Raw genomic sequence first — 24,172 nt, 5'->3', positions numbered from 1 at the left:
TGGCCAGGTCGCGGCCCTTGGAGATCAGCTCGAAATCGGTGGGCATCAGCTTGCCCTCGCGCTGCTCGCAGAAGACCCAAACGTCCTTGAAAGCAGCGATATCAGCACTATTGAAGTTAGACATAGTCGTTTATCCCCTTTCCTTAGATGATGTGCTTGTCGGCCAGGATGCCGGCCAGCTTCTCGCAGGTCTCCTTGCCGTCACCTTCCAGCATCATGCCGACGCCCTTCTGGGGAGGCGTGAAGCTCTTGAAGATGTTGGTGGGAGAGCCCTTCAGGCCGATGGTAGTGGCGTCGATCAGGGGATGATCCTTCAGCTTCTCGTAGTCGTAGACATCCAGAGGCTTGTTGTAGGTGGCATAGATGCCGCTGATGTTCATGTAACGAGGAGTGTTCAGCTCCTTGATGCAGGTGATCAGGCAGGGAGTCTGGGTCTTGATGGTCATGTAGCCGTCCTCCAGCATACGCTTGACGGTGACGGTCTTGCCTTCCTTGGTGATGTCGGCAGCGTAGGTGATCTGGGGCAGGTGCAGCTTCTCAGCGATCTGGGGGCCGACCTGAGCGGTATCACCGTCGATGGCCTGACGGCCGCACATGACGATGTCGTCATCCTCAACGCCGATGGTGCTGATGGCAGCAGCCAGGATCTGGGAGGTGGCGTAGGTATCGGAGCCGCCGAACTCACGGGCGGACACCAGCACGGCGCGGTCAGCGCCCATGGCCATGGCCTCACGCAGCATGCCGGCAGCGGGAGGAGGACCCATGGTGACCACGATGACTTCGCAGCCGGTCTGGTCCTTCAGCTTCAGGGCGGCCTCGACGGCGTTCATGTCATCGGGGTTGGTGATGGTCTGCATGGATGCGCGGTTCAGGGTGCCGTCGGGATTGACAGCCACCTTACCGGAGGTATCGGGGACCTGCTTGATACAAACAATGATCTTCATAATCGTTTCTTCCTCCTCTTACAGACCCATGTTGGCGGAAATGACGATGCGCTGGACCTCGGAGGTGCCCTCGTAGATCTCGGTGATCTTGGCGTCGCGCATCATGCGCTCCATGGGATAATCCTTGGTGTAGCCGTAGCCGCCGAACATCTGCAGCGCCTTGGTGGTGGTCTTCATGGCGTGCTCGGAGCACCACAGCTTGGCCATGGCGGCTTCCTTGGTGTAGCGGACGCCCTGACCCTTCAGGACAGCAGCCTGATAGGTCAGCAGACGGCCGGCCTCGCAGCCCATCTCCATGTCGGCGAAGGTGAACTGGGTGTTCTGGAACTTGCTGATGGGCTTGCCGAACTGGACACGGCCCTTGGTGTAGTTCTTGGCCTCCTCCAGAGCGCCCTCGGCGATGCCCAGGGCCTGAGCGGCAATGCCGATACGGCCGCCGTCCAGAGTCTGCATGGCGATGGAGAAGCCCTTGCCTTCCTTGCCCAGCAGGTTCTCCTTGGGAACGATGCAGTCAGTGAAGACGATCTCGGCGGTGGGAGAGCCGTGCAGGCCCATCTTCACCTCGTGCTTGCCCACGGAGAAGCCGGGGAAGCTGCTCTCCACGATGAAAGCGGAGATGCCCTTGGTGCCCTTGGACTTGTCGGTCATGGCGAAGACCACGAACACGTCGGCCACATAGCCGTTGGTGATGAAGATCTTGGAGCCGTTCATCACATAGTGGTCGCCTTCCAGCTTGGCCTCGGTCTGGCCCTTGGAGGCGTCGGAACCGGCGTTGGGCTCGGTCAGGCAGAATGCGCCGACCTTGTGACCGGTGGTCAGCATGGGCAGATACTTCTTCTTCTGCTCCTCGGTACCGTGGGTCAGGATGGGGTCGCAGCACAGGCCGTTGTGGGTAGCCACGATGTCGCCGGTGGAGGCGCAGGCCTTGGACAGCTCCTCAATGCAGATGGCGGAAGCCAGGGGGTCGGCGCCGGCGCCGCCGTACTCCTTGGGAACGCACATGCCCATGACACCCAGGTCGAACAGCTTCTCGATGTTCTCCCGGGGATACAGGGTCTTTTCGTCGGTCTCGGCAGCGATGGGCTTCACTTCGTTCTCAGTGAATTCAGCCATCATCTTCCGGATCAGCTGGTGCTCACGGCTCAGATTGAAATCCATGATGTTTACTCCTTATATTCAAATTTTGGGAATACGGGTGGGTAAGCGGGCGGATGATATCCGCCCCTACGGTATCGGTTCCGGGCGGGCTTTGCCTGGCCGGAACACATCTGCCCGCGCCACTGGGCGCGGCTCCCTCGCCGTGCGAGGGAGCGGGGGGTATCGAAGTTTGGGCCTTTGGCCCAAACTTCGTATCTAGGGGGGACAACGTCCCCCCTGGAGGGATTTTAGTCCTTAATGCCGGCAATATCCTTGGCGAGCTGCTTCTTGCCCTGGATGTTGCCCTGGCGGGCGATCATGATGCGCTGGGCCTGGGGAGAACCGGCGCCATGCATGGATTCAGTGCGGTAGCCAACAGCGGCAGCGCCCAGGCACAGGTTCTCGATGAAGCGCATGATGCGCTGACGATCCTCGGTCTTGACACCCTCGCGGGCGGCGAAGAACTTGTTGCAGATCTCGCCGATGGTCTCGCCGTTGCGGCCAACCACGGTATCGCTGTTGAAGTCGGTCTGAGAGGGCATGGTGACCACCAGGCCGCCGGCAATGTCCTCAGCCAGACGGACAATCTCATAGGGGAAGCGGGTCACGTTCTGCTTGCAGACGTTGGCCAGCAGCAGGTCGATCTGATAGTTGCCAGCCTTGGTCTTGAAGCCCTGGGCGGAGCAGGCGATGCCGCAGCAGAACAGGGTCTCGTTCAGGTGGGTCATCTCGATCAGCTTGTCCTTGACAGCGGAGGCCTTCTCCACGCCGTTATACTCAGCGGCCAGAGCGGCGGCGCCGATCAGGGTGTCGCCCACGCCGACCTTGCAGCCGCCGTAGGACTGACGGTGATAGCCGGCGAAGCGCTCCACGATCATGCCGGCGAACTCATACTCGCCGTTGAGGAAGATGTACTCGTTGGGGATGAACACATGGTCCAGGACCACCAGGGCCTCCTGGCCGCCGAACTTGGCGTTGCCCACGTCGATGGAGGCGTCCTCCTCCATCTTCCGGGTGTCGCAGGACTGACGGCCGTAGATCATGTACATACCCTCGGCGTCGGTGGGGCAGGCGAAGGAGACGGCCCAGTCCTTATCGGCCTCACCCATGGAGATGGTGGGCATGAAGATGTGCCAGTGAGAGTTGATAGAGCCGGTCTGGTGGCACTTGGCGCCGCAGACCACGATGCCGTCGGGACGGCGCTCCACGACATGGACATACATGTCGGGATCGGCCTGCTGGCTGGGAGCCTTGGAGCGGTCACCCTTGGGGTCGGTCATGGCGCCGTCCACGGTCAGGTCGTTGTCCTGCACAAAGGTCAGGAACTTCTTGAAGTTCTCGTGATAGTGGGTGCCGTACTTCTCGTCGATCTCATAGGTGGTGGAGAAGACGGAGTTGAAGGCGTCCATGCCCACGCAGCGCTGGAAGCAGGAAGCGGTCTTCTGGCCCAGCAGACGCTGCATCTTCACCTTGTTCATCAGGTCCTCGGTGGACTGGTGCAGGTGGGTGAAGCGGTTGATGGTGTGGCCGGTGAGGCTGGACTTCACGGTCATCAGGTCCGCGTACTGGGGATCCTGAGCCAGCGCGTAGGTCATGGCCACGCAGTTGATGGAGGGACGGATCATGGGGTGATCCACCCAGTTGTCGATCTTCTCGCCGAACATGTACACGCGGGTGTTCAGCTTGCGCAGGCTGTCAATGTACTCCTGTGCGGTCATCAGTGCCATTTGTTAATTCCTCCTTATTGATTGGGGGTTTTGAAATTTAGTCGTTGGCCAGGCCCATCAGCTCGTCACGGAAGATGCGCTCGTCCATAAGCTTCAGGTCCTCGGCGATCTTGGGCATGAACTCCATCTGATCCAGGACCTGGGTCTGGAGGTCGATGCCGGGGGCGATCTCGATCAGGGTCACGCCCTCGGGACGCAGTTCGAACACGGCACGCTCAGTGACGTACAGCACGGGCTGGCCGACCTCGTTGGCGTAATCACCGGAGAAGGTGATGTGCTCCACCTGGTTGACGAACTTCTTCTTGGCGCCCTCCTGGACGATCACCAGCTTGCCATCCTTGCACTCGGTCTTCAGGCCCTTGGCGGTGAAGGTGCCGCAGTAGACCACCTTCTTGGCGTTCTGGGTGATGTCGATAAATCCGCCGGCGCCGGCCAGACGGGTGCCGAACTTGGACACGTTCAGGTCGCCGTTGGGAGCGGTCTCAGCCAGGCCCAGGAAGGCCACGTCCAGGCCGCCGCCCTGATAGAAGTCGAACTGGACGTTGTGGTCCAGAATGGCCATGGAGTTGGCGGCTGCGCCGAACTGGGTGCCGCCGTAAGGCACACCGGCGATGGAGCCGGCCTCGACGGTCAGGGTCAGCTTGTCGGAGATGCCCTCTTCAGCGGCCACGTTGGCGATCTTCTCAGGAGCACCGGTGCCCAGGTTCACGATGGCGTCCTGGGGCAGCTCCATAGCGGCGCGGCGGGCCAGGATCTTCTTGGCGTCCAGAGGAATGGGGGGGATGGCATCCACGGGGATGCGGAACTCGCCGGTCAGAGCGCCGTCATAGGGCATACCCAGGCACTGCATGTTGTCCTCAATAGAGCCTACCACAATGGCGTCCACATAGATACCGGGAATTTTCACCAGCTTGGGGTCCAGAGAGCCGCCCTGGACGATCTTCTCCACCTGGACAATGACCTTACCGCCGGAGTTCTTGGTGGCCTGGCACTGGGCGGTGACGTCCAGAGGGCCGATCTCACGATGGACGGTGCAGTTTCCGAACTCATCCGCGTAAGAAGCGCGGACGAAGCAGACATCGATGGGGAAGGTCTTGTAGATCAGGCGCTCCTTGCCCAGAACGTTGATCAGCTCAACCAGATCCTCCTTGGTGCACTCGTTCAGCTTGCCGCCGCCGTTGCGGGGGTCAGCAAAGGTCTTCAGGCCCACATGGGTGATGGTGCCCAGATTGTGGGCGGCGATGTCGCGGTACATGTGGGTGATAACGCCCTGGGGCAGGTTGTAGGCCTCGATCTTGTTGGCCAGAGCCAGGTCGCCCAGCTTGGGGGCACGGTCCCAGTGGCCGCCGACCACGCGCTTGACCATGCCCTCATGGCCGTAGTGGTCGCCGCCGGTACCGTCCCGGTGACCCTGACCGGCTGCGAAGAACAGCGTCAGGTCGCGGGGATGACCGGTCTCCAGGAACCGCTTCTCCAGAGCGGTGGACAGTGCCTCGGGACAGGCGCAGCTGACGAAGCCGCCGGTGGAGATGGTGTCGCCGTCATTGACCATCAGGGCCGCTTCTTCAGCGGTGATGACACGTACTTTTTTCATGTCTCGTTTCCCTCTTTATAAAATGTAAATTTCAGGACTGCTTACTTGTTCTGGAAGTTCTTCTCCTTGCGCTTCTCCAGGAAGGCGCTCATGCCTTCCTTCTGGTCGGCGGTGGCGAAGCACATGGCAAACAGCTCGTTCTCCAGAGCGATGCCGTCATCGATGTCCATCTGCATGCCGCGGTCAATGCAGGCCTTGGAATACTTCACGGCGATGGGAGCGTTGACGGTGAAGGACTTGGCCATGGCGATGGCGCCGTTCATCAGCTCCTCGGGAGGATACACGGCGTTGACCAGGCCGATCTCCTTGGCCTCCTGGGCGCCGATGACCTTGCCGGAGAAGATCAGCTCCTTGGCCTTGGCGATGCCCACACGGCGGGGCAGGCGCTGGGTGCCGGAGAAGCCGGGGGTGATACCCAGGCCGACTTCGGGCTGGCCGAACTTGGCGCCGCCCTTGCCCTCAGCGTTGGGGCCGGCAGCCAGGATGATGTCGCAGCTCATGGCGATCTCGCAGCCACCGCCCAGAGCGAAGCCGTTGACAGCAGCGATGGTGGGGATCTCCAGCTTTTCAATGCGGCGGAACAGGGCGGAACCTCTCTGGCCCCACTTACGGCCGCCGGTCACATCCAGGGGATACTGCTCGCCGATGTCGGCGCCAGCCACGAAGGAGCGGCCCTCGCCGGTGAGAATGAAGGCACGCAGCTCGGTGTCCTTCTCAACCTCGGAGATCACCTGCTCCAGTTCGGAAATCACGGTGGAATTCAAAGCGTTCAGCGCTTCGGGACGATTGATGGTGGCAATACCGATGTTGCCGTTCTTCTCGTAACGAATGGTCTGATACATGTTCGTTTCCTCCTTTTTTATTGCGGGGCCGGGCCGGATGGCGGTCAGATCCCCAAACCTTGCTGCTTAGAATATAAGCAATTTTCGTGCCATCTTTTTTGCTTTTTTGATCGGCCTGTGCGCTCTTTTTTCTGTGCAGACCGCCTTATTTTCAGGCTTTCTTTTTGTTAATTCGCCCCTCTGCACCGGATGTCTGCCACAGGCTCTTTTTTGCCTATTCATTTTTGAATAGTTCCTGATCTTTTCATTTTTTCATGTAATTTCCGAAGGTTTTGTGCGGCTTGCCAGATTTGAGGGGTGTATTTCTGTCAAATCCGCCCGGATTTTTTGGGAATTTCTCCTTTCTATTCATTCTTGAATATGATATACTCAAAAATGAATAAAATCCCCCTCAGCACCGGGGCCGGAAAGGCAGGGAAAATTTTTGTCAAACTCCACAAATCTCACCGGGCTCTTTGATGATGATATCAATCTCAAAGGCTTATTCGATATCCTCAGTCCGGAGAACAATCTTGTCCTGGCGGACGATATGATGCTCTCTGACGCGGAGGGCATCATCCTCCGGGTCAGCGAGAACTACGAAAAGAACTTCGGCTTTGCTCACGACTCCATCGTGGGGAAGTCCGCCTTTGATCTGGAGAAGGCCGGCGTCTTCACGCCCTGCATCACGGCGGAGGTCATCCGCCAGCAGAAGAAGATCACCGCCACCCAGACCATCAACCACTCCCACAAAAATGTCATGACCGTGGGCATCCCCCTCTTCGACAACGACGGGGTGCTGAAATACGCCGTGTGCTTCAACACGGTGTCCATGGAGCAGATCAACACCATCCAGCAGAATTACCGCAACCTGCAGGACTCCCTGCGGCAGTACTCCCAGGAGATCGCTGAACTGCGCACCCGGGCCACCTCCACCTCCCTGATCTTCAAGAGCCGTTCCATGGAACGGCTCTGGACCCTGATGCAGAACACCGCCAACACCAAGGCCAACATCCTCATCACCGGGGAGACCGGCGTGGGCAAGAGCGCCGTGGCAAAAGCCATCCACGCCATGAGCAGCCGGGCCGACGGACCCTTTATCGAGGTCAACTGCGCGGTGCTCCACGAAAACCTGATTGAATCAGAGTTATTCGGCTATGAGAAGGGCGCCTTCACCGGTGCCTCCGCCTCCGGTAAGATCGGCAAGATCGAACTGGCCAATCACGGGACCCTGTTTCTGGACGAGATCGGCGAGCTGCCGCCCCACATCCAGTCCAAGCTCCTGCAGCTCATTCAGGAGAAAACCATTGAGCGCCTGTCCGGCACCAAGAAGATCGAGCTGGATTTCCGGCTCATCGTGGCCACCAACCGCAACCTGGAGGAGGAGGTCCAGCGGGGCCTGTTCCGCTCTGACCTCTTTTATCGCCTGAACGTCATCCGCATCCACATTCCGCCCCTGCGGCAGCGGATGGAGGACATCCTCCCCCTGGCCCACCAGTTCCTGGCCCGGTTCTGCGGAGAGTACGGCAAGGATCTGAATTTCAGTCCCCGGTTCCTGGCCTTTCTGGAGCAGTACGACTGGCCCGGCAACGTCCGCCAGCTGGAAAACCTCATTGAGCGCATGGTCATCACCGTTCAGGACCCCATCATCGACGTCACCGCCCTGCCGGTGGAATACACCGGCGAAGCCGTCCCCCCCGCCGCCCTGCTGGCTCAGAGCGGGACTCTGGCGGAGCGGATGGACGCCTATGAGGGGCAGATCATCCGGGACTCCTACCAGCGCTGCGGCACCACCGTGGCGGTGGCCAAGGAGCTGGGCATCTCCCAGGCCACCGCTGCCCGGAAGATCGCCAAATACGTATCCAGGACCTGACAGGAGGTGGACAAGCCATGAGTCTCGTCTCTTTGAAAACCGAGCTGCGGCAGGAGTTGAAGCTGACGCCGCAGCTGCTGCAGTCCATGGAAATTTTGCAGATGAACTCCCAGGAGCTGCTGGAATACCTGGGAAAAGTCTCCGAGGAAAACCCTCTGGTGGAGCAGGAGGACAACACGGACCTCCGCAGCGCTTACGACGAGCTGCGCCAGAAGGCCAGCTGGATCGACGGCGGTGTCTACACCCCCACCTTCTCCCACGAGGACCACGATCTGCCGGAACGTGGCCGGGCAGACCGGGAGACAGAGAGCCTGGAGGCCTTTCTCTGTGACCAGCTGGACCGGAAGCGGCTGCCCAAGCCCCTGCTGGCCCTGTCCAAATACATAGCCAATATGGTGGACGAGGACGGGTATCTGGACACCGGGGACCTGGAGGGGCTGCAGGAGCTGAACATTCCCCAGGCGCTGATCGACCAGGGCCTGGAGACCGTCCAGAGCCTGGAGCCCGCCGGAGTGGGCGCCCGGGGCCTGTCCGAATGCCTGCTGTTGCAGCTGGCCCGCCGGGACAATGTCTCCCCCGCCGTGCTGGATATCGCCGCCCGGTTCCTGCCGGAGCTGGGGCGGAAGCACTATGGTCCCATCTGCCGGGAGCTAAGCCTGACCACGGAGGAGGTCCAGGCCGCTGAAAAGGTCATCTCCTCCCTGGAGCCCCACCCCGGCCGGGCCTTCCAGCCGGCGGAGCCCACGGTCTATGTGCGGCCGGACATTTTCATCGTGGAGCTGGACGGGGAGCTGAAGGCCATTCTGAATGAATACTATCTCCCCCGGGTCTCCATCAACGACTACTACTCCCGGCTGCTGAAGGAGTCCGGTGAGCAGGAGACCAAGGCCTATCTGCAGCAGAAGATGCAGCAGGCAAAGTGGCTGCTGAACAGCCTGGAGCGGCGGGGCAGCACCCTGCGCCGCTGTGCGGAGGCTATTCTGGAGGCCCAGCGGCCTTTCTTCGCCGGAAAGACCTCTGAGCTGGCCCCCATGAGTCTGGTCTCCCTGGCGGAGGACCTGGAACTGCATCCCTCCACCGTGTCCCGGGCCACCCACGGCAAATACCTCCAGTGCCGCCAGGGCACCTATCCCCTGCGGTACTTTTTCAACCGGGCCGTGGGAGGCGGCCCCTCCCGCCAGGCCATCAAGCAGAAGCTGCTGGCCCTGATCCGGGAGGAGGACCCCCAGCACCCCCTCAGCGATCAGTCGCTTTGCAAGCTGCTGTCCTCCGGCGGCGTGGAGGTCTCCCGCCGCACCGTGGCCAAATACCGCATGGAACTGGGCATCGGCTCCTCCGCTGCCAGAAAACGGTAATAACCATCCACACGTCAGCAATCATTGCGGCGGATGCTTTTTTTCTGTTCTTGCAGGGCGAGGTTCACGCCTGCTCACTTCCGGCGATGACGCCCATGCGCTCCTCATAGTATTTCACCATGGCGATCTGGTCCTCGTCGATATGGCCGTTGTCCTTCATCCAGTCCATCACATCCAGGACCATCCGGGTCATGGGCAGCTCCACGCCCAGCTTTTCCGCGTAGTGAACGGCGTTGACGATATCCTTGCGGTGAACGGCGATCCGGGCGCCCGGCTCGAAATCCCGCTTGATGAGCTTGGGGATCTTGTTTTCATACAGCGGTCCGCCGATAAAGCCGCTCCGGGTGGCATCAAAGGTGGTCTGCAGGTCGATGCCAGCCTTGGCCGCGAAGGCGTAGCCCTCGGACATTGCCACCAGCATGGCGCCGCCGATCAGGTTGTTGACCAGCTTGGTAACGCTGCCGCTGCCGCTGCCACCCACCCGGACCGGCTTGCCCATGCACGCCAGGATGGGTTTCACATCCTCGAAGGCCTTCTCATCGCCGCCCACCATCAACGCCAGGGTGCCTGCGATGGCCATGGGGTTACCGCCGCTGACAGGCGCATCCAGCAAATACATGCCGGCAGCGCTGGCCTTTTCATGCATCTCCAGAACGATGTCCGGCGCCGTGGAGGACAGGTCCACGATCACGTTCCCGGGCTTGCCCAGGTCGATGGCCTGCTGGATGGAGTTTTTGATGATCTCATGGGTGGGCAGGATCTGCAGGATCACATCGCAGGTCTCATAGATCTCCTTCACATCGGCCACGGCAATGCCGCCTGCCTCCTGGAAAGAGCGCACCTGCTTTTCCACTACGTCAAAGCCCTTCACAGGGCAGCCGGATTTTTGGACGACGTTTTTGGCCATGGGCAGTCCCATGACGCCCATGCCGATAAATCCAATGGTTTTCATGTTCTGATACTCCTTTACTGCACAGGGCGGACGTTCCCTCAGGAACGTCCGCCCTGAAAATGCGGTTCGTCAGTTCTTGGTATGGATGGCGCGCTTCTCGGCGTGCAGGGCCGCCTCGCGCATGGTCTCGGTGACGGTGGGGTGGCTGTGGATGGTATTGATGATCTCATCCAGAGTCATCTCATCACCGATGGCCAGGGCGCCCTCGGCGATCAGGTCGGTGGCACGGGGCCCGATGATGTGCATGCCCAGCACCTCGCCGTACTTCTTGCCGGCGATGATCTTCACCAGGCCCTCGCCGCCGTTGAGGATCAGGGCCTTGCCGTTGGCGTTCATGGGGAACTTGCCGACCTTGTACTCGATGCCCTGGGCCTTGCACTGCTCCTCGGTCAGGCCCACAGAAGCAGCCTCGGGCTCGATGTACACGCAGGTGGGGTTGGTCTTCTCGTTGTAGAATGCCTCATGGCCGCAGATGTTCTCGGCGGCCACCTCGCCCATGGCGGAGGCGGTGTGGGCCAGTTGGGCATGTCCGAACACGCAGTCGCCGATGGCGTAGACACCGGGGACGTTGGTCTGCATCTTGTCGTTGACGATGATGCGGCCCTTGTCGTTCTTGATGCCGCCGGCCTCCAGGTTCAGGGAAGCGGTGTTGGCGCGGCGGCCGATGGCCACCAGGACCTTTTCCGCCTCAAAGCTGACGGTCTCGCCGGCCTTATTCCTGCAGACCACCTTGGCTCCCACAGGGCTGCTCTCAACGGACTGCACGGGGCACTCCAGATGGAACTCCATGCCCATCTTCTTCATGTGGTCCACGCCGATCTTGGTCAGGTCGCCGTCCAGCATGGGCAGCATGTGGTCCATGGCTTCCACCACGGTGATCTTGGTGCCGAAGGCAGCGTAGGCACAGGCCAGCTCCAGGCCGATGACGCCGCCGCCGATGACCACCATGCTCTTAGGCAGGGCCTCCAGGCTGAGGGCACCGGTGGAATCGATGCAGTTGGGATTCTCCTTGATACCGGGGATGGGCGGCACGGAGTTGACGGAGCCGGTGGCCACGATGATGGCGTCAGCAGCCATCTCCTCACGGGTGCCGTCCGGCTTCTTCACAGACAGCTTGCCGGGAGCCACGAAGGACGCCTCGCCGTCGATCTTCTTGACCTTGTTCATCTTGAACAGGGCCGCGATGCCGCCGGTGAGCTTCTTGGAGATGTCGTTCTTGTGCTTGATGACCTGGGGGAAGTTGACCTTCACGCCCTCCACCTCGACGCCGATCTCGGCGCCCTGGTTGCGGATATCCTCAACCAGCTCGGCGGAGTGCAGCAGGCACTTGGTGGGGATGCAGCCCACGTTCAGGCAGGTGCCGCCCAGGTGTTCTCTCTCGATGACGGTGACCTCCGCACCCAGCTGGGCCGCGCGGATGGCAGCCACATAGCCGCCGGGGCCGCCGCCGATGACAATGATCTTCATACGCGTTCTCCCTCCATCAGGCCAGGATCATCTCAGGATGGAGGATGTAATACTCCAAATCCTTGAAGATACGGCCGCACTCCAGACCGTCAATAATCTGATGGTCGAAGGTCAGGAACACGTTCATCATCATGCGGGGGCCGATGGTGCCGTCAGGCAGAACGGCGGGCTTCAGCTTGGGACGGCCGAAGCCGCAGATGCAGGTCTGGGGAGGATTGATCACGGGCGTGCCGTAATCAATGGGGAACATACCCACGTTGGTGATGGAGAAGGTGCCGCCGGTCATCTCGCTGCCGTCCAGCTTCTTCTCCTTGGCGCGCTGGGCCAGGTCCTTGATCTTGGCGTTGATCTCGGTCAGGGACAGGGTGTCGATATTGCGGACCACAGGCACCATGAGGCCGTCCTCCGTGGCAACCGCCACAGACAGGTGGACATGCTTGTGGGTGTACAGCGTCTTGCCGTCGAAGGTGGCGTTGGCCAGAGGATGCTTTGCCACGACCTTGCCCAGCATCTTGCACAGCAGGTCGTTGACAGTGATCTTGCAGCCCAGCATCTCCTGATCGGCCACGAACTTCTCCCGCAGGGCCAGCAGGTCGGTGCAGTCGACCTCCAGGGTGCAGGTGTTCTGCGCCATGGACTGCAGGGAGTTCATCATGTTGCGGGCGATGGTCTTGCGGACGCCGGTCCAGGGGATCTCGGTGATCTCATCCTCAACAGAGGCGGCAGCAGCTGCCACAGGTGCGGCGGCAGCGGGCTTGGGAGCCTTCAGGTAATTCTCCACGTCCTTTGCCACGATACGGCCGCCGTCAGGACCGCCGGTGGGCTGGACCAGCGCCAGGTCGATGCCGGCCTCCCGGGCCATCTTCTTGGCAAGGCCGGTGGCGCGGATGCGGCCGCCGGTGACGGCGGGGGCAGCGGGAGCGGCGGGATTGGTATGGACACAGGTGGGGCACTCACGTGCGCAGCCCTTCTCCTCTGCTGCGGGAGCAGCGGGAGCAGCGCCGCCGTTCACCAGGGCGTCATACTGGGCCTTGGTCTCGGTGACAAAGGCAATGGGCTTGCCCACGGCCACGGTCTCACCGGCCTGGGCCAGAATGTGCAGGAAGCCACCGTGGACGATTTCATACTCGATGACGTTCTTCTCGTTCTCGAACTCCATGACCACGTCGCCCTTGTTGACCTGGGTGCCCTCGGAAACCTTCCACTCGCTGATGGTACCCTCCACCATGGTCAGACCGGCGCGGGGCATCTCGATCTCGGTGACACCCTCACCGCCGGCAGCAGGTGCCGCGGCGGGAGCGGCAGCTGCGGGAGCCGCGGGGGCAGCAGCGGGAGCGCCGCCGACGATGGAAGCGTACTCGCCCTGATCAGCGGCCATCACAGCAATGACGCCGCCCACGGGGATGGTATCTCCCTCCTTGGCCACCAGGTGGATGATGCCGCTCTCCAGGGCCTCGCACTCGATGACGTTTTTCTCGTTCTCATATTCCATCAGGACATCGCCCTTATGGACCTGGGCGCCCTCAGCGACCTTCCACTCGCTGATGGTGCCTTCCACCATGGTCAGGCCAGCTCTGGGCATTACAATTTCAACACTCATGGTATATCATGCCGTCCAGATTTTCGCGAATCTGAAACGTTCCTCCTTTTTCGATATTTCCGGGCCGTTGGCTCAGAACATGGCGCGGATGGCCTTGCAGATGCTGTCGACGCTGGGGATGGAGTAGTGCTCCATGGGGATGTTGTAAGGCATGGGAACATCCAGAGCCGCGATACGGGTAATGGGGCCGTCCAGCTCGTCATACAGCTCCTCCTGGAACATGGCGGCAAACTCCGCGCCGATGCCGGAGGTCTTGTTGCTCTCCTCCACGATGGCGGCCCGGTGGGTCTTGCGGATGGAGTTGAAAATGGTGTCCTTGTCCAGCGGAGCGATGGTGCGGGGGTCCACGACCTCCACGCTGATGCCCTCGGCAGCCAGCTTTTCAGCGGCTTCCAGCGCCCGGGGCACCATCAGGCCGATGGCCACCAGGGTCACATCGGTGCCCTGACGCTTGACGTCAGCCACGCCCAGGGGGATGGTGTAATCGCTGTTGTAGATGTCATCGGGGATCTCCTGCTTGCTCTGATACAGCAGCTTGGGCTCGCAGAACAGGACCGGGTTGTCGGAGCGGATGGCGGACTTCAGCAGGCCCTTGGCGTCATAGGCGCAGGAGGGGGTCACGATGGTCAGGCCGGGAGCGTGCATGAACAGGCTCTCCACGCAGTTGGAGTGCTCGGAGCCGGCGCCGTTGGAGGAACCGGAGGCGTTGCGGATGACCAGGGGCAGCTTGTACTCGGGGCCGTGCATGTATCTCCACTTGGCAACGCAGTGGAAAATTTCAGCGAAGCAGACGGTGGTGAAGTCGGAGTACATCAGCTCCACGCAGGGACGCAGGCCGGTCTCAGCCGCGCCGATGGCGCTGCCGATGATGGCGGTCTCCGTGATAGGAGTGTTGCGGACGCGCTTGGGACCGAACTCCTCCAGCATGCCGCGGGTCAGGCCAAAAATATTACCAAACTCAGCAATGTCCTCACCGTAGATCAGGACCTTGCTGTCTCTGCGCATCTCTTCCTTCAGCGCGTCACCGATGGCTTTTCCGTATGTGACTTTCATATTTCCAATCCTCCTCAGACATAAAGATAATCGTAGATTTCCTCAGGGGTCATCTCAGGCGCGGCTTCGGACCGGGCAATGGACTCATTCATGGCCTGATCGAACTCGGCGCGCTGCCGGGCAATGTCCTCAGCGGTCTTGATGCCCTGCTCCATCAGCAGCTGCTCAAAGTTCTTCACGCAGTCACGCTCAGCTATGTTCTTCTCCGTGACGGAAGCATCCCGATAGGCGCACTGGTCGCCCTCGAAGTGGCCGCGCCAGCGGTAGCACTTGCACTCAATGACAGAGGGGCCGTTGCCGGCTCTGGTGTACTCCACCATCTTGGTGGCACCCTCATACACAGCCAGGGGATCGGTGCCGTCCACCACCACGGAGGGCATGCCGAAGCCATCAGCTCTGGCGGCCAGGATGGTGTCCTTGGGAGAGGAGTAGGAGGAGGGTGTGGAAATGCCGAAGCCGTTGTCGATGCAGACGAAGACCACGGGCAGCTTCCAGTCGGCCGCCAGGATCATGGCCTCGTAAACGGGGCCGCGGTTGCTAGCGCCGTCGCCCACGAAGAAGTAGGACACGTTGTCCCGGCCCTCGGCCTCGATGGTCATGGCCGCGCCCACAGAGATGCCGGCGTCGCAGCCCAGGGTGCCGGACATGCCCAGGATGCCGTCGCACAGCCGGCCGGTGTGGTTGACGCCGCCGCGGCCGCCGGCATTGCCGGTCTTCTTGGCCAGGATCTCGCCGAAGAAGGTATCCAGGGGGTTGCCCAGCACGCAGGTGGCGGCGATCACGCGATGGCCGATCTTGAAATAGTCACCGGGCTTTCTGGTAGCCAGAACGCCCACATAGCTGGCCTCCTGACCAACGCCGCTGTGGATATGACCGGGGACCTTGCCCTCGGCATAGATCTCCACCAGCTTTTCCTCCAGCATTCTGGTTTCCAGCAGATCCTTATAGATCTTCTCCAAAAAGTCTTTTTCGTAGCTCATTGATGGTACCTCCAAACATCAAATTGATTTCTGCACGTTCGTGCATGCCTTTGGATGCTATTGATTATCGGGGAAAGCAGTCCTCCCCCGGATCGCCCGAAGCTGTCTGTCATCAGGTATCGAAATCAGGATACACCAGCATTTTGCCGGGCACCCCGCTGCGGATGGCCTCGATGGCCTTGGGGAGATCCTCCAGTGCGAACCGCTGGCCCAGCACGTTCTCCAGCTTGAAATAGGGGCCGTTCATCACCTTGGCGAAGTCCTCCCAGGTCTCCCAGATCTTCCGGCCGGAAATGCCGGTCAGCCTGATCTCCCGGTAGATCAGATCGTTGGCCAGGTCCAGCTCCACCGGCTTGCCGGGAAGGCCCACGCACACCAGCCGTCCGGCGGCGCGCAGGCTCTTCAGACCGCTGCGGATAGCAGGTCCGGCGCCGGTGATGTCGATGGCCGCATCCGCGCCGATGCCGTCCGTCAGCTTCAGGACCTCGGCGGGCAGATCGCACTTTCCGCTGTTCAGCACCACATCGGCGCCCATCTCCCTGGCGATCGCCAGCCGCTCATCCATCAGATCGCAGGCGATCACCAGCTTGGCGCCGAAGGTCTTGCTGGCGCTGACGGCCGTCAGTCCGATGGGGCCGCAGCCGCTGACCAGGACGACCTTGCCCTCCACCTCGGCGGCCTCAACGCCATGGACACCGGCGCCCATGGGCTCAAACATGCAGGCGCTCTCATAACTCAGCGCATCATCCAGCAGGAACGTGCTGTCCCACCGGATCTTGGTGTACTCGGTAAAGGCGCCGTTAATGCTGACGCCAAACAGCGTCATATTCTTGCAGATGTGGGCCATGTCATGTTCGCAGAAATAGCAGTCATTGCAGGGGATGTGGGTCTCGCAGGACACCCGGTCCCCCACCTTCCGCTCCGTGACGTTCTTGCCGACAGCCACAATGTCGCCCGCCACCTCATGGCCGGGAATAACCGGCACCTGCACCCATTTCTGAGCCCAGGCGTCCCAGTCGATGATATGCAGGTCCGTTCCGCAGATCGCTGTGCAGTGCACCTTGATCAGGACCTCGTCATCCCCCACTTCAGGGACCGGCAGGTCAGTGCGATACACCAGATCTCCGGGAGCAGCCCGGTCCTTTACCCAGCCTCGCATGGTTTTTTGCACGTTCTATCCACCCCTTCTCCGAGAATTTTTAATCTGAATCGTACTCCTTACAGCACATGAAACCGCCGGAGATCCCGGCAGTCCGCTTCCTTACTTTGCAGTCTCCCCGGCATGCTCGCGGCTCCCCTTGAAGCACAGCTTCTGATAGACCACCATATCCTCCAGAATCAGCTTCTTCCAGACATCCGACCTGCGCTGTTCCAACGCCTCCGCCATAGCCCGGTGAGAGGACGCCAGATAGGAATAGGGCTGCGGCGCCAGGTGGTGGACCTCCTCCACATAGTGGTAAAACACGTCCTTATAGGTGTCGATCGTCTTGATGATGAACTCGTTTCCGCAGTTGGAGATGGCCGTCATGTGGAACTGGTAGTCATAGAAATCCAGGTCCTTCTGACTCAAAGGGCCGTATTTCTCAAAATCCAGCAAAGCCTGCCAGATCTGCCGGAAGGCCGCCGGATCATGCCTGGCGGCGATCAGGTCCACTGCCTTGAATTCCAGCATAGCCCGGAATTCCGCAAACTCCTCAAAGGACTGCTGCGACATATCGCTCTGCGTGAAAGGCAAAAGCTTTACATCGTTATGAGGCTCCTGAATGATGGAACCCAGCCCCTGTCGCGTGAGGATCAGACCGTTGGCCTGCAGCCTTTGCAGCGCCGCGCGGACGCTGACCCGGCTGGCGCTGAACATCTCGCACAATTGCTTTTCCGACGGAAGCCGTTCTCCCGCAGACCAGTACCCGGCCATGATCTTTTCCAGCAGCTTATTATAAATTTCATCGCTGACCAGCAGCTTACCAGAAATAGTCTCCACTGATGTTTCCTCTGCAGTTCTTTTCCGACATTGTTGGGTTCTCTCCGCAAAAATTATATCACTTGTAATACAAGTTGGACAATGTCGCATTGTTCTGTTTTTTCCGGCTAATATTTGTTGATTCTGCCTGTAATTTTAGTGATAGTTCCAGTATTCGCTCCACTTTTATTGTTTAAATCGTCAACTTTTCCTCGTCAGATTCCCCTTTTCTGCCGCAAGCTGTCGCGTTCGGCAAACAAAACGCCCCCGGGACCATGTCCCGGGGGCGCTCTGTTTTACTGTTTTCAATCTGTCAGCTTGGCGCAGTCGGCGGGGCGGCCGGAGAGCATCTCCAATCCGTGGCCGATGGCGGACAGGACGGCCTCCAGATTCTCCTTCGCTGCCTTGGGAGAGCCGGGGAGGTTGATGATGAGGGTCCCCTTGCGGATGCCCGCCTGGGCCCGGGACAGCATGGCCCGGCTCGTCACCTGCATGGAGGCATACCGCATAGCCTCCGGGATGCCGGGGGTCAGTCGGTCGCAGACCGCCAGGGTGGCCTCTGGGGTCACGTCACGGGGAGCAAAGCCGGTGCCGCCGGTGGTCACCAGCAGCTGGACCTCCCCGCTGTCGGCGATCTGGCACAGCTTTTCTTCAATTTGGGCCTGCTCATCGGGGACGATGGCGGTGACAGTCACCTCATAGCCTGTGTTTTTCAGCATATCAACTACCAGCGGTCCGCCCGCATCAGGGCGCTCTCCACGAAAGCTGCGGTCACTGACTGTCAGAACAGCGGCATGATACATGGTCGTCTCTCCTCACTTCAGAAGTAAAATATCTCTGGGCTGAATGGCGGCCCAGACATGGTTTTTATCTGTCACGTTGGCCCAATCTTCCCGGTCCAGCTCCATCCGCAGGGGCGGTGCGTCCGGGACGGCGTTTTCAGGCCGCAGCAGAACAATGGTGATAAACACATCCTGGATCACCCGCTGCACTTCACATGGGAACGCACCGGGAGCATCTGCCGCCGCCATGGCCACATGGTGGGACCGGATGCCCACCCGGCGGATATCCGAGGGAACCTCCTTGCCGCAGTCCAGCGTCAGGCCCCACTCCGGCAGGAATACGGCGGTGCCTTTGGGGATCGCGTCCGCGTAGTTTTTGCAGCCGGAAAGGCGGGCCGCCGCCTCTGTCACCGGTTCATGGAACAGCTCCCGCAGGGTGAAGGTCCCCTGGGACCGCCCCCGGTCCAGCACGCAGACCCGGCGGCAGTTGCGGAACACCTCGCCCCGGTCGTGGGAGACCCACAGGACCGTGCCGGGGAACTGCTCCAGCGTCTCCGCCAGTTCCACTTCCAGCTGGTATTTCAAATAGCTGTCCAAAGCCGAAAAAGGTTCGTCCAGTAAAATGGCTTTCGGCTCCGATGCCAGGATGCGGGCCAGGGCTGTCCGCTGCTGCTGGCCGCCGGAAATTTGATTGGGGCGCTTGTCCGCCACCTCCTCCAGCCGGAACTGGCAGAGTTTTTCCTCGGTCACAGCCTTTCGCCGCTGTTTGTCCCGCACTGCCGCGGCGATGTTCTGCCGCACCGTCATGTTGGGGAACAGGGCGTACTGCTGGAAGAGGTAGCCCACATTTCGCTTCTGGGGCGGCAGATTGATTTTGGCTGCGCTGTCGAACAGCGTCACGCCGTCCAGCACGATCTTCCCCTCGTCCGGGGTCAAAATACCGGCGATGCACCGCAGGGTCACGGACTTGCCGCAGCCGGAAGCCCCCAACAAGGCCAAGGTCTCCTGTTCGGCTTCAAACCGGGCTTCCAGCTGGAAGTCTCCCATTTTCTTGCGGATATCCATGGAAAGGGCCATCAGCGTCCGCCTCCCTTCTGCCGCTGGCGGGTCTCCAGCAGGTTCACCGCCAGCAGGAACACCGCCGAGATGGCGATGTTCACCAGCACCCATTTCAGGGCGCCCATATCGTCATTGGTCCGCCACAGCTGATACACCGTGGTGGAGATGGTAGCGGTGCGGCCGGGAGTGTAGCCCGCGATCATGGAGGTGGCGCCGTACTCACCCAGCGCCCGGGCGAAGGCCAGGACTGTCCCCGCCAGGATGCCCTGCTTGCACACCGGCATCTGCACCCGCCAGAACACCCAGGCATTGGACCGCCCCAGGGTCCGCCCCGCGTCCGCCAGGTTCTGGTCGAAGCTCTCAAAGGCGCCCCGGGCGGTGCGGTACATGAGCGGAAAGGCCACCACAATGGTGGCGAAAATGGCAGACCACCAGGTCATCACCAGTTTAACGCCGAAGGTTTCCAGCACCCAGGCGCCCAGGGGGCGCTTGGGCCCCAGCAGGCACAGCAGCAGCCAGCCCACCACCGTGGGCGGCAGCACCAGGGGCAGCGTCAGCGCCACATCCAGCACACCCTTCACCAGCCGGGGCAGCTTCGCAATGTAATAAGCGGCAAAAATACCCAGGAAGAAGACGGCAACGGTGGAAATTGCGGCAATGCGCAGGGAGTTATAGAGAGGATACCAGTCCAAGGGAGAACACCTCCTGAGCGTTTCAGAAAGTATGGAAAATATTTCCCGGAGCGCGCCACAGGCGCGCCGCCGCATCAGCGGCGTACAAGCGTTTTGCGGAGCAAAACCTTGGAGCGGCCAGGCTTTGCCTGGCCGCTCCAAGGTTCGATTCCGGGGCCCCCATTGGGCGTTAGGCCAATGGGGCAAAACCTACAGCCTTGAAGCAGGCCAGGGCGTCGGGAGTAGTCAGATAGTCCAGGAAGGCCTGGGCCGCCTCGGGCTGCTCGCCCACATTCAGAACAGCGGCGGGGTAGATGACCTGGCCGCACATTTCGGCGGTGGCGCTGTCCACCACGGTCAGACCGGCAGAGAAGGCGTCAGTGCCGTAGATGATGCCGCAGTCCACGGCACCCTCGGAGACCTGCGTGGTGACTTCCTTCACGTTGGAGCCGTAGGTCAGCTTGCTGGCGACGGCGGTCTCGTCGATCTCATAGTAAGTAAAAATCTTCTGTGTGTACTGGCCCACAGGCACATCGCTGTTGCCGATGGCCAGCGCCACTTCCCCGTTTTTCAGCAGGTCCGCCAGCTGGTCAAAGCTCTCGATGCCCTTGGGATTGCCCTCGGGAACCGCCAGAGTGACCTTGTTTTCCAGCAGGTTCAGCCGGGAGCCCTGAACCACCACGTCCAGGCCGTCAGGGTTCTTCTCGGCGTTGTCCTTCAGGGAACCGTCCAGAGCGTTGATCTGCTTGGGAGCGGCGGAGAGAAAGAGGTCGCAGGAGGCGCCCTCCTTGATCTGGGTCAGCAGGGTGCCGGAGGAGTCATAGGTGGTGACCACAGTCACTTCGGGGGCCACGGCCTTGTACTGCTCGATGGCCGCGTTCAGGGATTCCTGCAAGGAAGCGGCGGCAAAGACGGTGATCTCCACCGGCTCAGCGGCGGGGACCGCAGGTTCCTCGGTCTTGGCAGGCTCCTCCTTGGCGCCGCCGCAGGCGGTCAGGGCCAGGACCAGGCACAGGGTCAACAGGAGAGACAGATACTTCTTCATGTTCATGCTTCCTTTCTGCATCATACAATATTTATCCATCCTCCGCAAGAAGAAGATAACGTGATACTCGCCCGAGGTTAACGATTAGGAAACGCAAGAGCGCACCCGGGCGCTCTTACGCTGCGGCAGTTTTTTATTTTCCAAAGGGGCAGACGGGCCAGTGGCAGGGCTTGCAGCCCAGGCACAGACCGCCCTCGCCCATGGCGGCGAAGTCCGCCCGGGTCATCTTCACGCCTGCCGCGATGCAGGGCAGGGCCAGGTCAAAGATGGTGGCGCCGGCGTACATAACGCAGCCGGGCAGGCCCATGACCACGGTGCCGTCCTCGTAATAGCCCAGCAGGAACATGGCGCCGGGCAGCACCGGGGCTCCGTAGGTGACGATGCGGGCGCCGCTCTGCTTGATCCCGCCAGGGGTGTTGTCATCGGGGTCCACGCTCATGCCGCCGGTGCAGAGGATGATGTCCGCTCCGGTCCTGCGGGCTTCCGCAATGGCGTTTGCCACATTCTCCACGCCGTCGCCGGAGTAGGTGATGGAAAGCGTTTCGATGCCATATGTGGCCAGTTTGTCTTTCACCACCGGGGTGAAGGTGTCCTGGATCAGGCCCTTTTTCACCTCGCTGCCGGTGGCAATGATGGCGGCGGTCTTTTTGATGTACGGCAGCAGCTCCAGCAGCGGCTTATCCCCGGCGGCCTGTTCCGCCGCCTTGAGTTTTTCCTCTTCAATGATCAGCGGGATGACCCGGGTGCCCGCCAGCTTGTCGCCCTTGCGGACGGCGGTATTGCCGTGGCGGGTGGCGACCATGATGTCCTCCAGGGAGTTGACGGCCATGAGCCGCCGGCTGTCCACCCGGAACAGGCCGTCACAGGCGGCGGTCAATTCAATTTTGCCCTCCTTGACGCCGCTCCACGCCATGTTGTCCCGGCCGCACAGGGCAGCCAGCCGCTCCGCCGCGTCGTTTTCATGGACCATGCCGGGATTCATCTCCCAGACATAGAGGTGCTCCTTGCCCATGGACAGCAGCACGGGGATGTCCTCCGGCCGGACCACATGGCCCTTGCGGAACCGGGCGTCCTTGTACTCGTCTTTGATGATCTGGGTCATGTCGTGGCACAGCACATGGCCCACGGCTTCCTCGGTCCTGATCAGTTTCATGGTTTTGCCTCCAAAATCTCGATCTCGTCGCCGGGACGGATGGTACCTTCCTTCACCACCACGGCAAAGATGCCCTCAGTGGGCATGACGCACTTGCCCACCGTCTTTTTGATGGCGCAGTCGTTGTGGCACTCCTTGCCGATCTGGGTGACCTCCACCTCGGTCTCCCCAATGCGGAGGTGGGTGCCGATGGGCAGTCCTTTCAGATCGACGCCCACGGTGTTGATGTTCTCCGCGAACACCCCCGCGTCCAGGGGAATGGGAGAGAGGGCCCGCATGGTGTCCACGCTCTCCTCCGCCAGCAGGCTGATTTGCCGGTGCCAGTCCCCGGCGTGGGCGTCCCCCACAATGCCGTGGTGAAGTTTTAATACAATCTCCGGAACGGGGTACTTCTGCTCCCCTTTCCGGTCGCTGATGTTCACCGATACGACCTTTGCCATGTCATTCCTCCGCAATGTAGTCGCCGCTCTTGCCGCCGGATTTCCGCAGCAGGCGGATGTTGGTGATGCGCATATCCTTCTGGACGGCCTTGCACATGTCATAGATGGTCAGCGCCGCCACGGAAACGGCGGTGAGGGCCTCCATCTCCACTCCGGTGACGCCGGTGCAGGTGACAGTGGCCTGGATCTCTACCATACAGGGGTCGTCAGACAGATGGAACGCGATGTCAATGCCTGTCAGGGGCAGGGGGTGGCACATGGGGATCAGTTCCCAGTTGTGCTTGGCGGCCTGGATACCTGCCACCTGGGCCACTGCCAACACGTCGCCCTTCTTCATAGTGCCGTTTTTGATGTGGGCCATGGTCTCCGGGGACACATGGATCTCACCGGCGGCGATGGCCGTCCGGTGGGTAACGGCCTTCTCCGTTACGTCCACCATCCGGGCCCGGCCCTGTTCATTGAAATGGGTCAAGTCACCCATGGTTCAGCCTCCGATCTGGTTCATGGTACGGGGGGTGTCGCTGGGGCGTTCCCCCAGGTGATGCTGCCGGGGCTTCTGCAAAATGCCCCGGCGGATGGCTTCCTCCAGCGCTTCTCCGTGAAGGCCCCGCAGGGAAATCTCCTCCCGGCTGTGAAGACAGCCCTTCAGCTTGCCGTCCGACGTTACCCGGATGCGGCGGCATTGACCGCAAAACTCATGGCTCACGGGCGAGATCAGCCCCACGGTCCCCTTGGCACCGGGCAGGCGGTACCGCCGGGCCACGCCGTTGGGTTCGATCTCCCGCAGAGCGGGATAGCGTTTCAGCACCTCTGTTCCCGGCAGGAAGCAGCTCTTGTCCCAGGAAGCGCAGGGCCCCATGGGCATCAGTTCAATGAAACGAACCTCCCAGGGGTGGTCCATGGTCAATTGCAAAAAGTCTCCGATCTCATCGTCGTTGAAGCCGCCGATGAGGACCGTGTCCAGCTTCAGATCCCGGAAGCCCGCGGTCTCCGCCGCTTCGATGCCGGACATCACATCCTCCAGGCTCCCCAGGCGGGTGATATCCCGGAAGCGATCCGGCCGCAGGGTGTCCATGCTGATGTTCAGCCGGTCCACCCCCGCCTCCCGCAGGGGCACAGCCAGTTCCGGAAGCAGGCTTCCGTTGGTGGTGAGGCACAGCTCCTCCAACCCCGGGATAGCCCGCAGCTGGCGGCAGATCTCCACGATGCCCCGGCGCACCAGGGGTTCGCCGCCTGTCAGGCGGATCTTGTTCACTCCCAGGCGGACGGCGGCCTCTGCGATCTCCGCGCACTCCTCCACGGACAGGGTATCCCGGTGGTCCCGCTTGCAGACGCCTTCCGGCGGCATACAGTACCGGCAGCGGTAGTTGCACAGGTCTGTCACCGACAGGCGCAGATAGTCAATGGTACGGCCGCAGCCATCCCGCATACCGGTCGCCCCCTTTCCGTGATTCTCGCTTGAGATTAACGATAGTCATATGATACCATTTTCCCCTGCGTTGGTCAAGTATCTGCTGACAGTTCCCTTACCGCTTTTTTTGTTAGTGGAATACGAAAGA

The 24,172-nt window shown here is 61.0% G+C and carries 22 protein-coding genes and 1 pseudogene; 2 read left to right on the top strand and 21 right to left on the bottom strand.

Annotation, left to right across the window (positions count from 1 at the left end):
- The 6 genes and pseudogenes from JQM66_RS10175 to JQM66_RS10150 form a co-directional block, all read right to left on the bottom strand.
- Window positions 1–124, bottom strand: a pseudogene (locus tag JQM66_RS10175) (acryloyl-CoA reductase electron transfer subunit beta); the annotation flags it as partial.
- Window positions 125–143: 19 nt separating this feature from the next.
- A complete protein-coding gene (acrB, locus tag JQM66_RS10170; protein WP_235229765.1) occupies window positions 144–944 on the bottom strand; it encodes an acryloyl-CoA reductase electron transfer subunit gamma in 801 nt (266 codons plus the stop codon).
- Between the two features lie 18 nt (window positions 945–962).
- Window positions 963–2,102, bottom strand: coding sequence for an acyl-CoA dehydrogenase (locus tag JQM66_RS10165; protein WP_235229764.1), 1,140 nt, complete (start codon window positions 2,100–2,102; stop codon window positions 963–965).
- Window positions 2,103–2,329: 227 nt separating this feature from the next.
- Complete coding sequence (locus tag JQM66_RS10160) at window positions 2,330–3,808, bottom strand: 4-hydroxyphenylacetate 3-hydroxylase family protein (RefSeq protein WP_235229763.1); 1,479 nt, start codon at window positions 3,806–3,808, stop codon at window positions 2,330–2,332.
- A gap of 37 nt (window positions 3,809–3,845) precedes the next feature.
- Entirely contained in the window at window positions 3,846–5,402 is a 1,557-nt protein-coding gene (locus tag JQM66_RS10155; RefSeq protein ID WP_235229762.1) for an acyl CoA:acetate/3-ketoacid CoA transferase, read from the bottom strand.
- 41 nt (window positions 5,403–5,443) lie between these two features.
- On the bottom strand, window positions 5,444–6,244 hold the full coding sequence (locus tag JQM66_RS10150; RefSeq protein ID WP_235229761.1) for an enoyl-CoA hydratase-related protein: 801 nt from the start codon (window positions 6,242–6,244) through the stop codon (window positions 5,444–5,446).
- Between the two features lie 424 nt (window positions 6,245–6,668).
- On the opposite strand from JQM66_RS10150, the gene JQM66_RS10145 reads away from it, so the two are divergent.
- Both JQM66_RS10145 and rpoN read left to right on the top strand, forming a co-directional pair.
- On the top strand, window positions 6,669–8,096 hold the full coding sequence (locus JQM66_RS10145; RefSeq protein WP_235229760.1) for a sigma-54 interaction domain-containing protein: 1,428 nt from the start codon (window positions 6,669–6,671) through the stop codon (window positions 8,094–8,096).
- 17 nt (window positions 8,097–8,113) lie between these two features.
- On the top strand, window positions 8,114–9,451 hold the full coding sequence (gene rpoN, locus JQM66_RS10140) for an RNA polymerase factor sigma-54 (protein WP_235229759.1): 1,338 nt from the start codon (window positions 8,114–8,116) through the stop codon (window positions 9,449–9,451).
- Between the two features lie 64 nt (window positions 9,452–9,515).
- On the opposite strand, the gene JQM66_RS10135 is transcribed toward rpoN, so the two are convergent.
- From JQM66_RS10135 to moaA, 15 genes are all read right to left on the bottom strand, one after another.
- On the bottom strand, window positions 9,516–10,403 hold the full coding sequence (locus JQM66_RS10135) for an NAD(P)-dependent oxidoreductase (protein WP_235229758.1): 888 nt from the start codon (window positions 10,401–10,403) through the stop codon (window positions 9,516–9,518).
- A gap of 69 nt (window positions 10,404–10,472) precedes the next feature.
- On the bottom strand, window positions 10,473–11,870 hold the full coding sequence (gene lpdA / locus JQM66_RS10130) for a dihydrolipoyl dehydrogenase (RefSeq protein WP_235229757.1): 1,398 nt from the start codon (window positions 11,868–11,870) through the stop codon (window positions 10,473–10,475).
- A 16-nt stretch (window positions 11,871–11,886) separates the two neighbouring features.
- A complete protein-coding gene (locus JQM66_RS10125) occupies window positions 11,887–13,470 on the bottom strand; it encodes a 2-oxo acid dehydrogenase subunit E2 (protein ID WP_235229756.1) in 1,584 nt (527 codons plus the stop codon).
- Between the two features lie 72 nt (window positions 13,471–13,542).
- The gene (locus JQM66_RS10120) at window positions 13,543–14,523 is read right to left on the bottom strand and encodes an alpha-ketoacid dehydrogenase subunit beta (RefSeq protein WP_235229755.1); all 981 of its coding nucleotides are present in this window, start codon (window positions 14,521–14,523) and stop codon (window positions 13,543–13,545) included.
- Between the two features lie 14 nt (window positions 14,524–14,537).
- On the bottom strand, window positions 14,538–15,503 hold the full coding sequence (locus tag JQM66_RS10115; protein WP_235229754.1) for a thiamine pyrophosphate-dependent dehydrogenase E1 component subunit alpha: 966 nt from the start codon (window positions 15,501–15,503) through the stop codon (window positions 14,538–14,540).
- 112 nt (window positions 15,504–15,615) lie between these two features.
- On the bottom strand, window positions 15,616–16,674 hold the full coding sequence (locus JQM66_RS10110; protein WP_235229753.1) for a zinc-binding dehydrogenase: 1,059 nt from the start codon (window positions 16,672–16,674) through the stop codon (window positions 15,616–15,618).
- A gap of 90 nt (window positions 16,675–16,764) precedes the next feature.
- On the bottom strand, window positions 16,765–17,484 hold the full coding sequence (locus JQM66_RS10105) for a FadR/GntR family transcriptional regulator (protein ID WP_235229752.1): 720 nt from the start codon (window positions 17,482–17,484) through the stop codon (window positions 16,765–16,767).
- A 284-nt stretch (window positions 17,485–17,768) separates the two neighbouring features.
- Complete coding sequence (locus JQM66_RS10100; protein ID WP_235229751.1) at window positions 17,769–18,266, bottom strand: MogA/MoaB family molybdenum cofactor biosynthesis protein; 498 nt, start codon at window positions 18,264–18,266, stop codon at window positions 17,769–17,771.
- Between the two features lie 12 nt (window positions 18,267–18,278).
- Entirely contained in the window at window positions 18,279–19,322 is a 1,044-nt protein-coding gene (locus JQM66_RS10095) for a sulfate/molybdate ABC transporter ATP-binding protein (protein ID WP_235229750.1), read from the bottom strand.
- Entirely contained in the window at window positions 19,322–19,996 is a 675-nt protein-coding gene (gene modB / locus JQM66_RS10090) for a molybdate ABC transporter permease subunit (RefSeq protein ID WP_235229749.1), read from the bottom strand. The genes JQM66_RS10095 and modB overlap by 1 nt, the downstream gene beginning before the upstream one ends.
- A 169-nt stretch (window positions 19,997–20,165) precedes the next feature.
- Window positions 20,166–21,020, bottom strand: coding sequence for a molybdate ABC transporter substrate-binding protein (gene modA / locus JQM66_RS10085; protein ID WP_235229748.1), 855 nt, complete (start codon window positions 21,018–21,020; stop codon window positions 20,166–20,168).
- A 133-nt stretch (window positions 21,021–21,153) separates the two neighbouring features.
- Window positions 21,154–22,173, bottom strand: coding sequence for a molybdopterin-binding protein (locus tag JQM66_RS10080; protein ID WP_235229747.1), 1,020 nt, complete (start codon window positions 22,171–22,173; stop codon window positions 21,154–21,156).
- Window positions 22,170–22,613 (bottom strand): MOSC domain-containing protein, encoded by a 444-nt coding sequence (locus tag JQM66_RS10075; protein ID WP_235229746.1) that lies wholly within the window; start codon window positions 22,611–22,613, stop codon window positions 22,170–22,172. Before JQM66_RS10075 ends, JQM66_RS10080 begins: the two co-directional genes overlap by 4 nt.
- A 1-nt stretch (window position 22,614) precedes the next feature.
- Entirely contained in the window at window positions 22,615–23,094 is a 480-nt protein-coding gene (gene moaC, locus JQM66_RS10070; RefSeq protein WP_235229745.1) for a cyclic pyranopterin monophosphate synthase MoaC, read from the bottom strand.
- A gap of 3 nt (window positions 23,095–23,097) precedes the next feature.
- Entirely contained in the window at window positions 23,098–24,042 is a 945-nt protein-coding gene (moaA, locus tag JQM66_RS10065) for a GTP 3',8-cyclase MoaA (RefSeq protein ID WP_235229744.1), read from the bottom strand.
- Window positions 24,043–24,172 lie beyond the last annotated feature (130 nt).

This window comes from Oscillibacter valericigenes (genome assembly GCF_021531915.1).
Classification (GTDB): domain Bacteria; phylum Bacillota; class Clostridia; order Oscillospirales; family Oscillospiraceae; genus Oscillibacter; species Oscillibacter valericigenes_A.
This window is presented reverse-complemented; position numbering and strand designations above follow the sequence as displayed.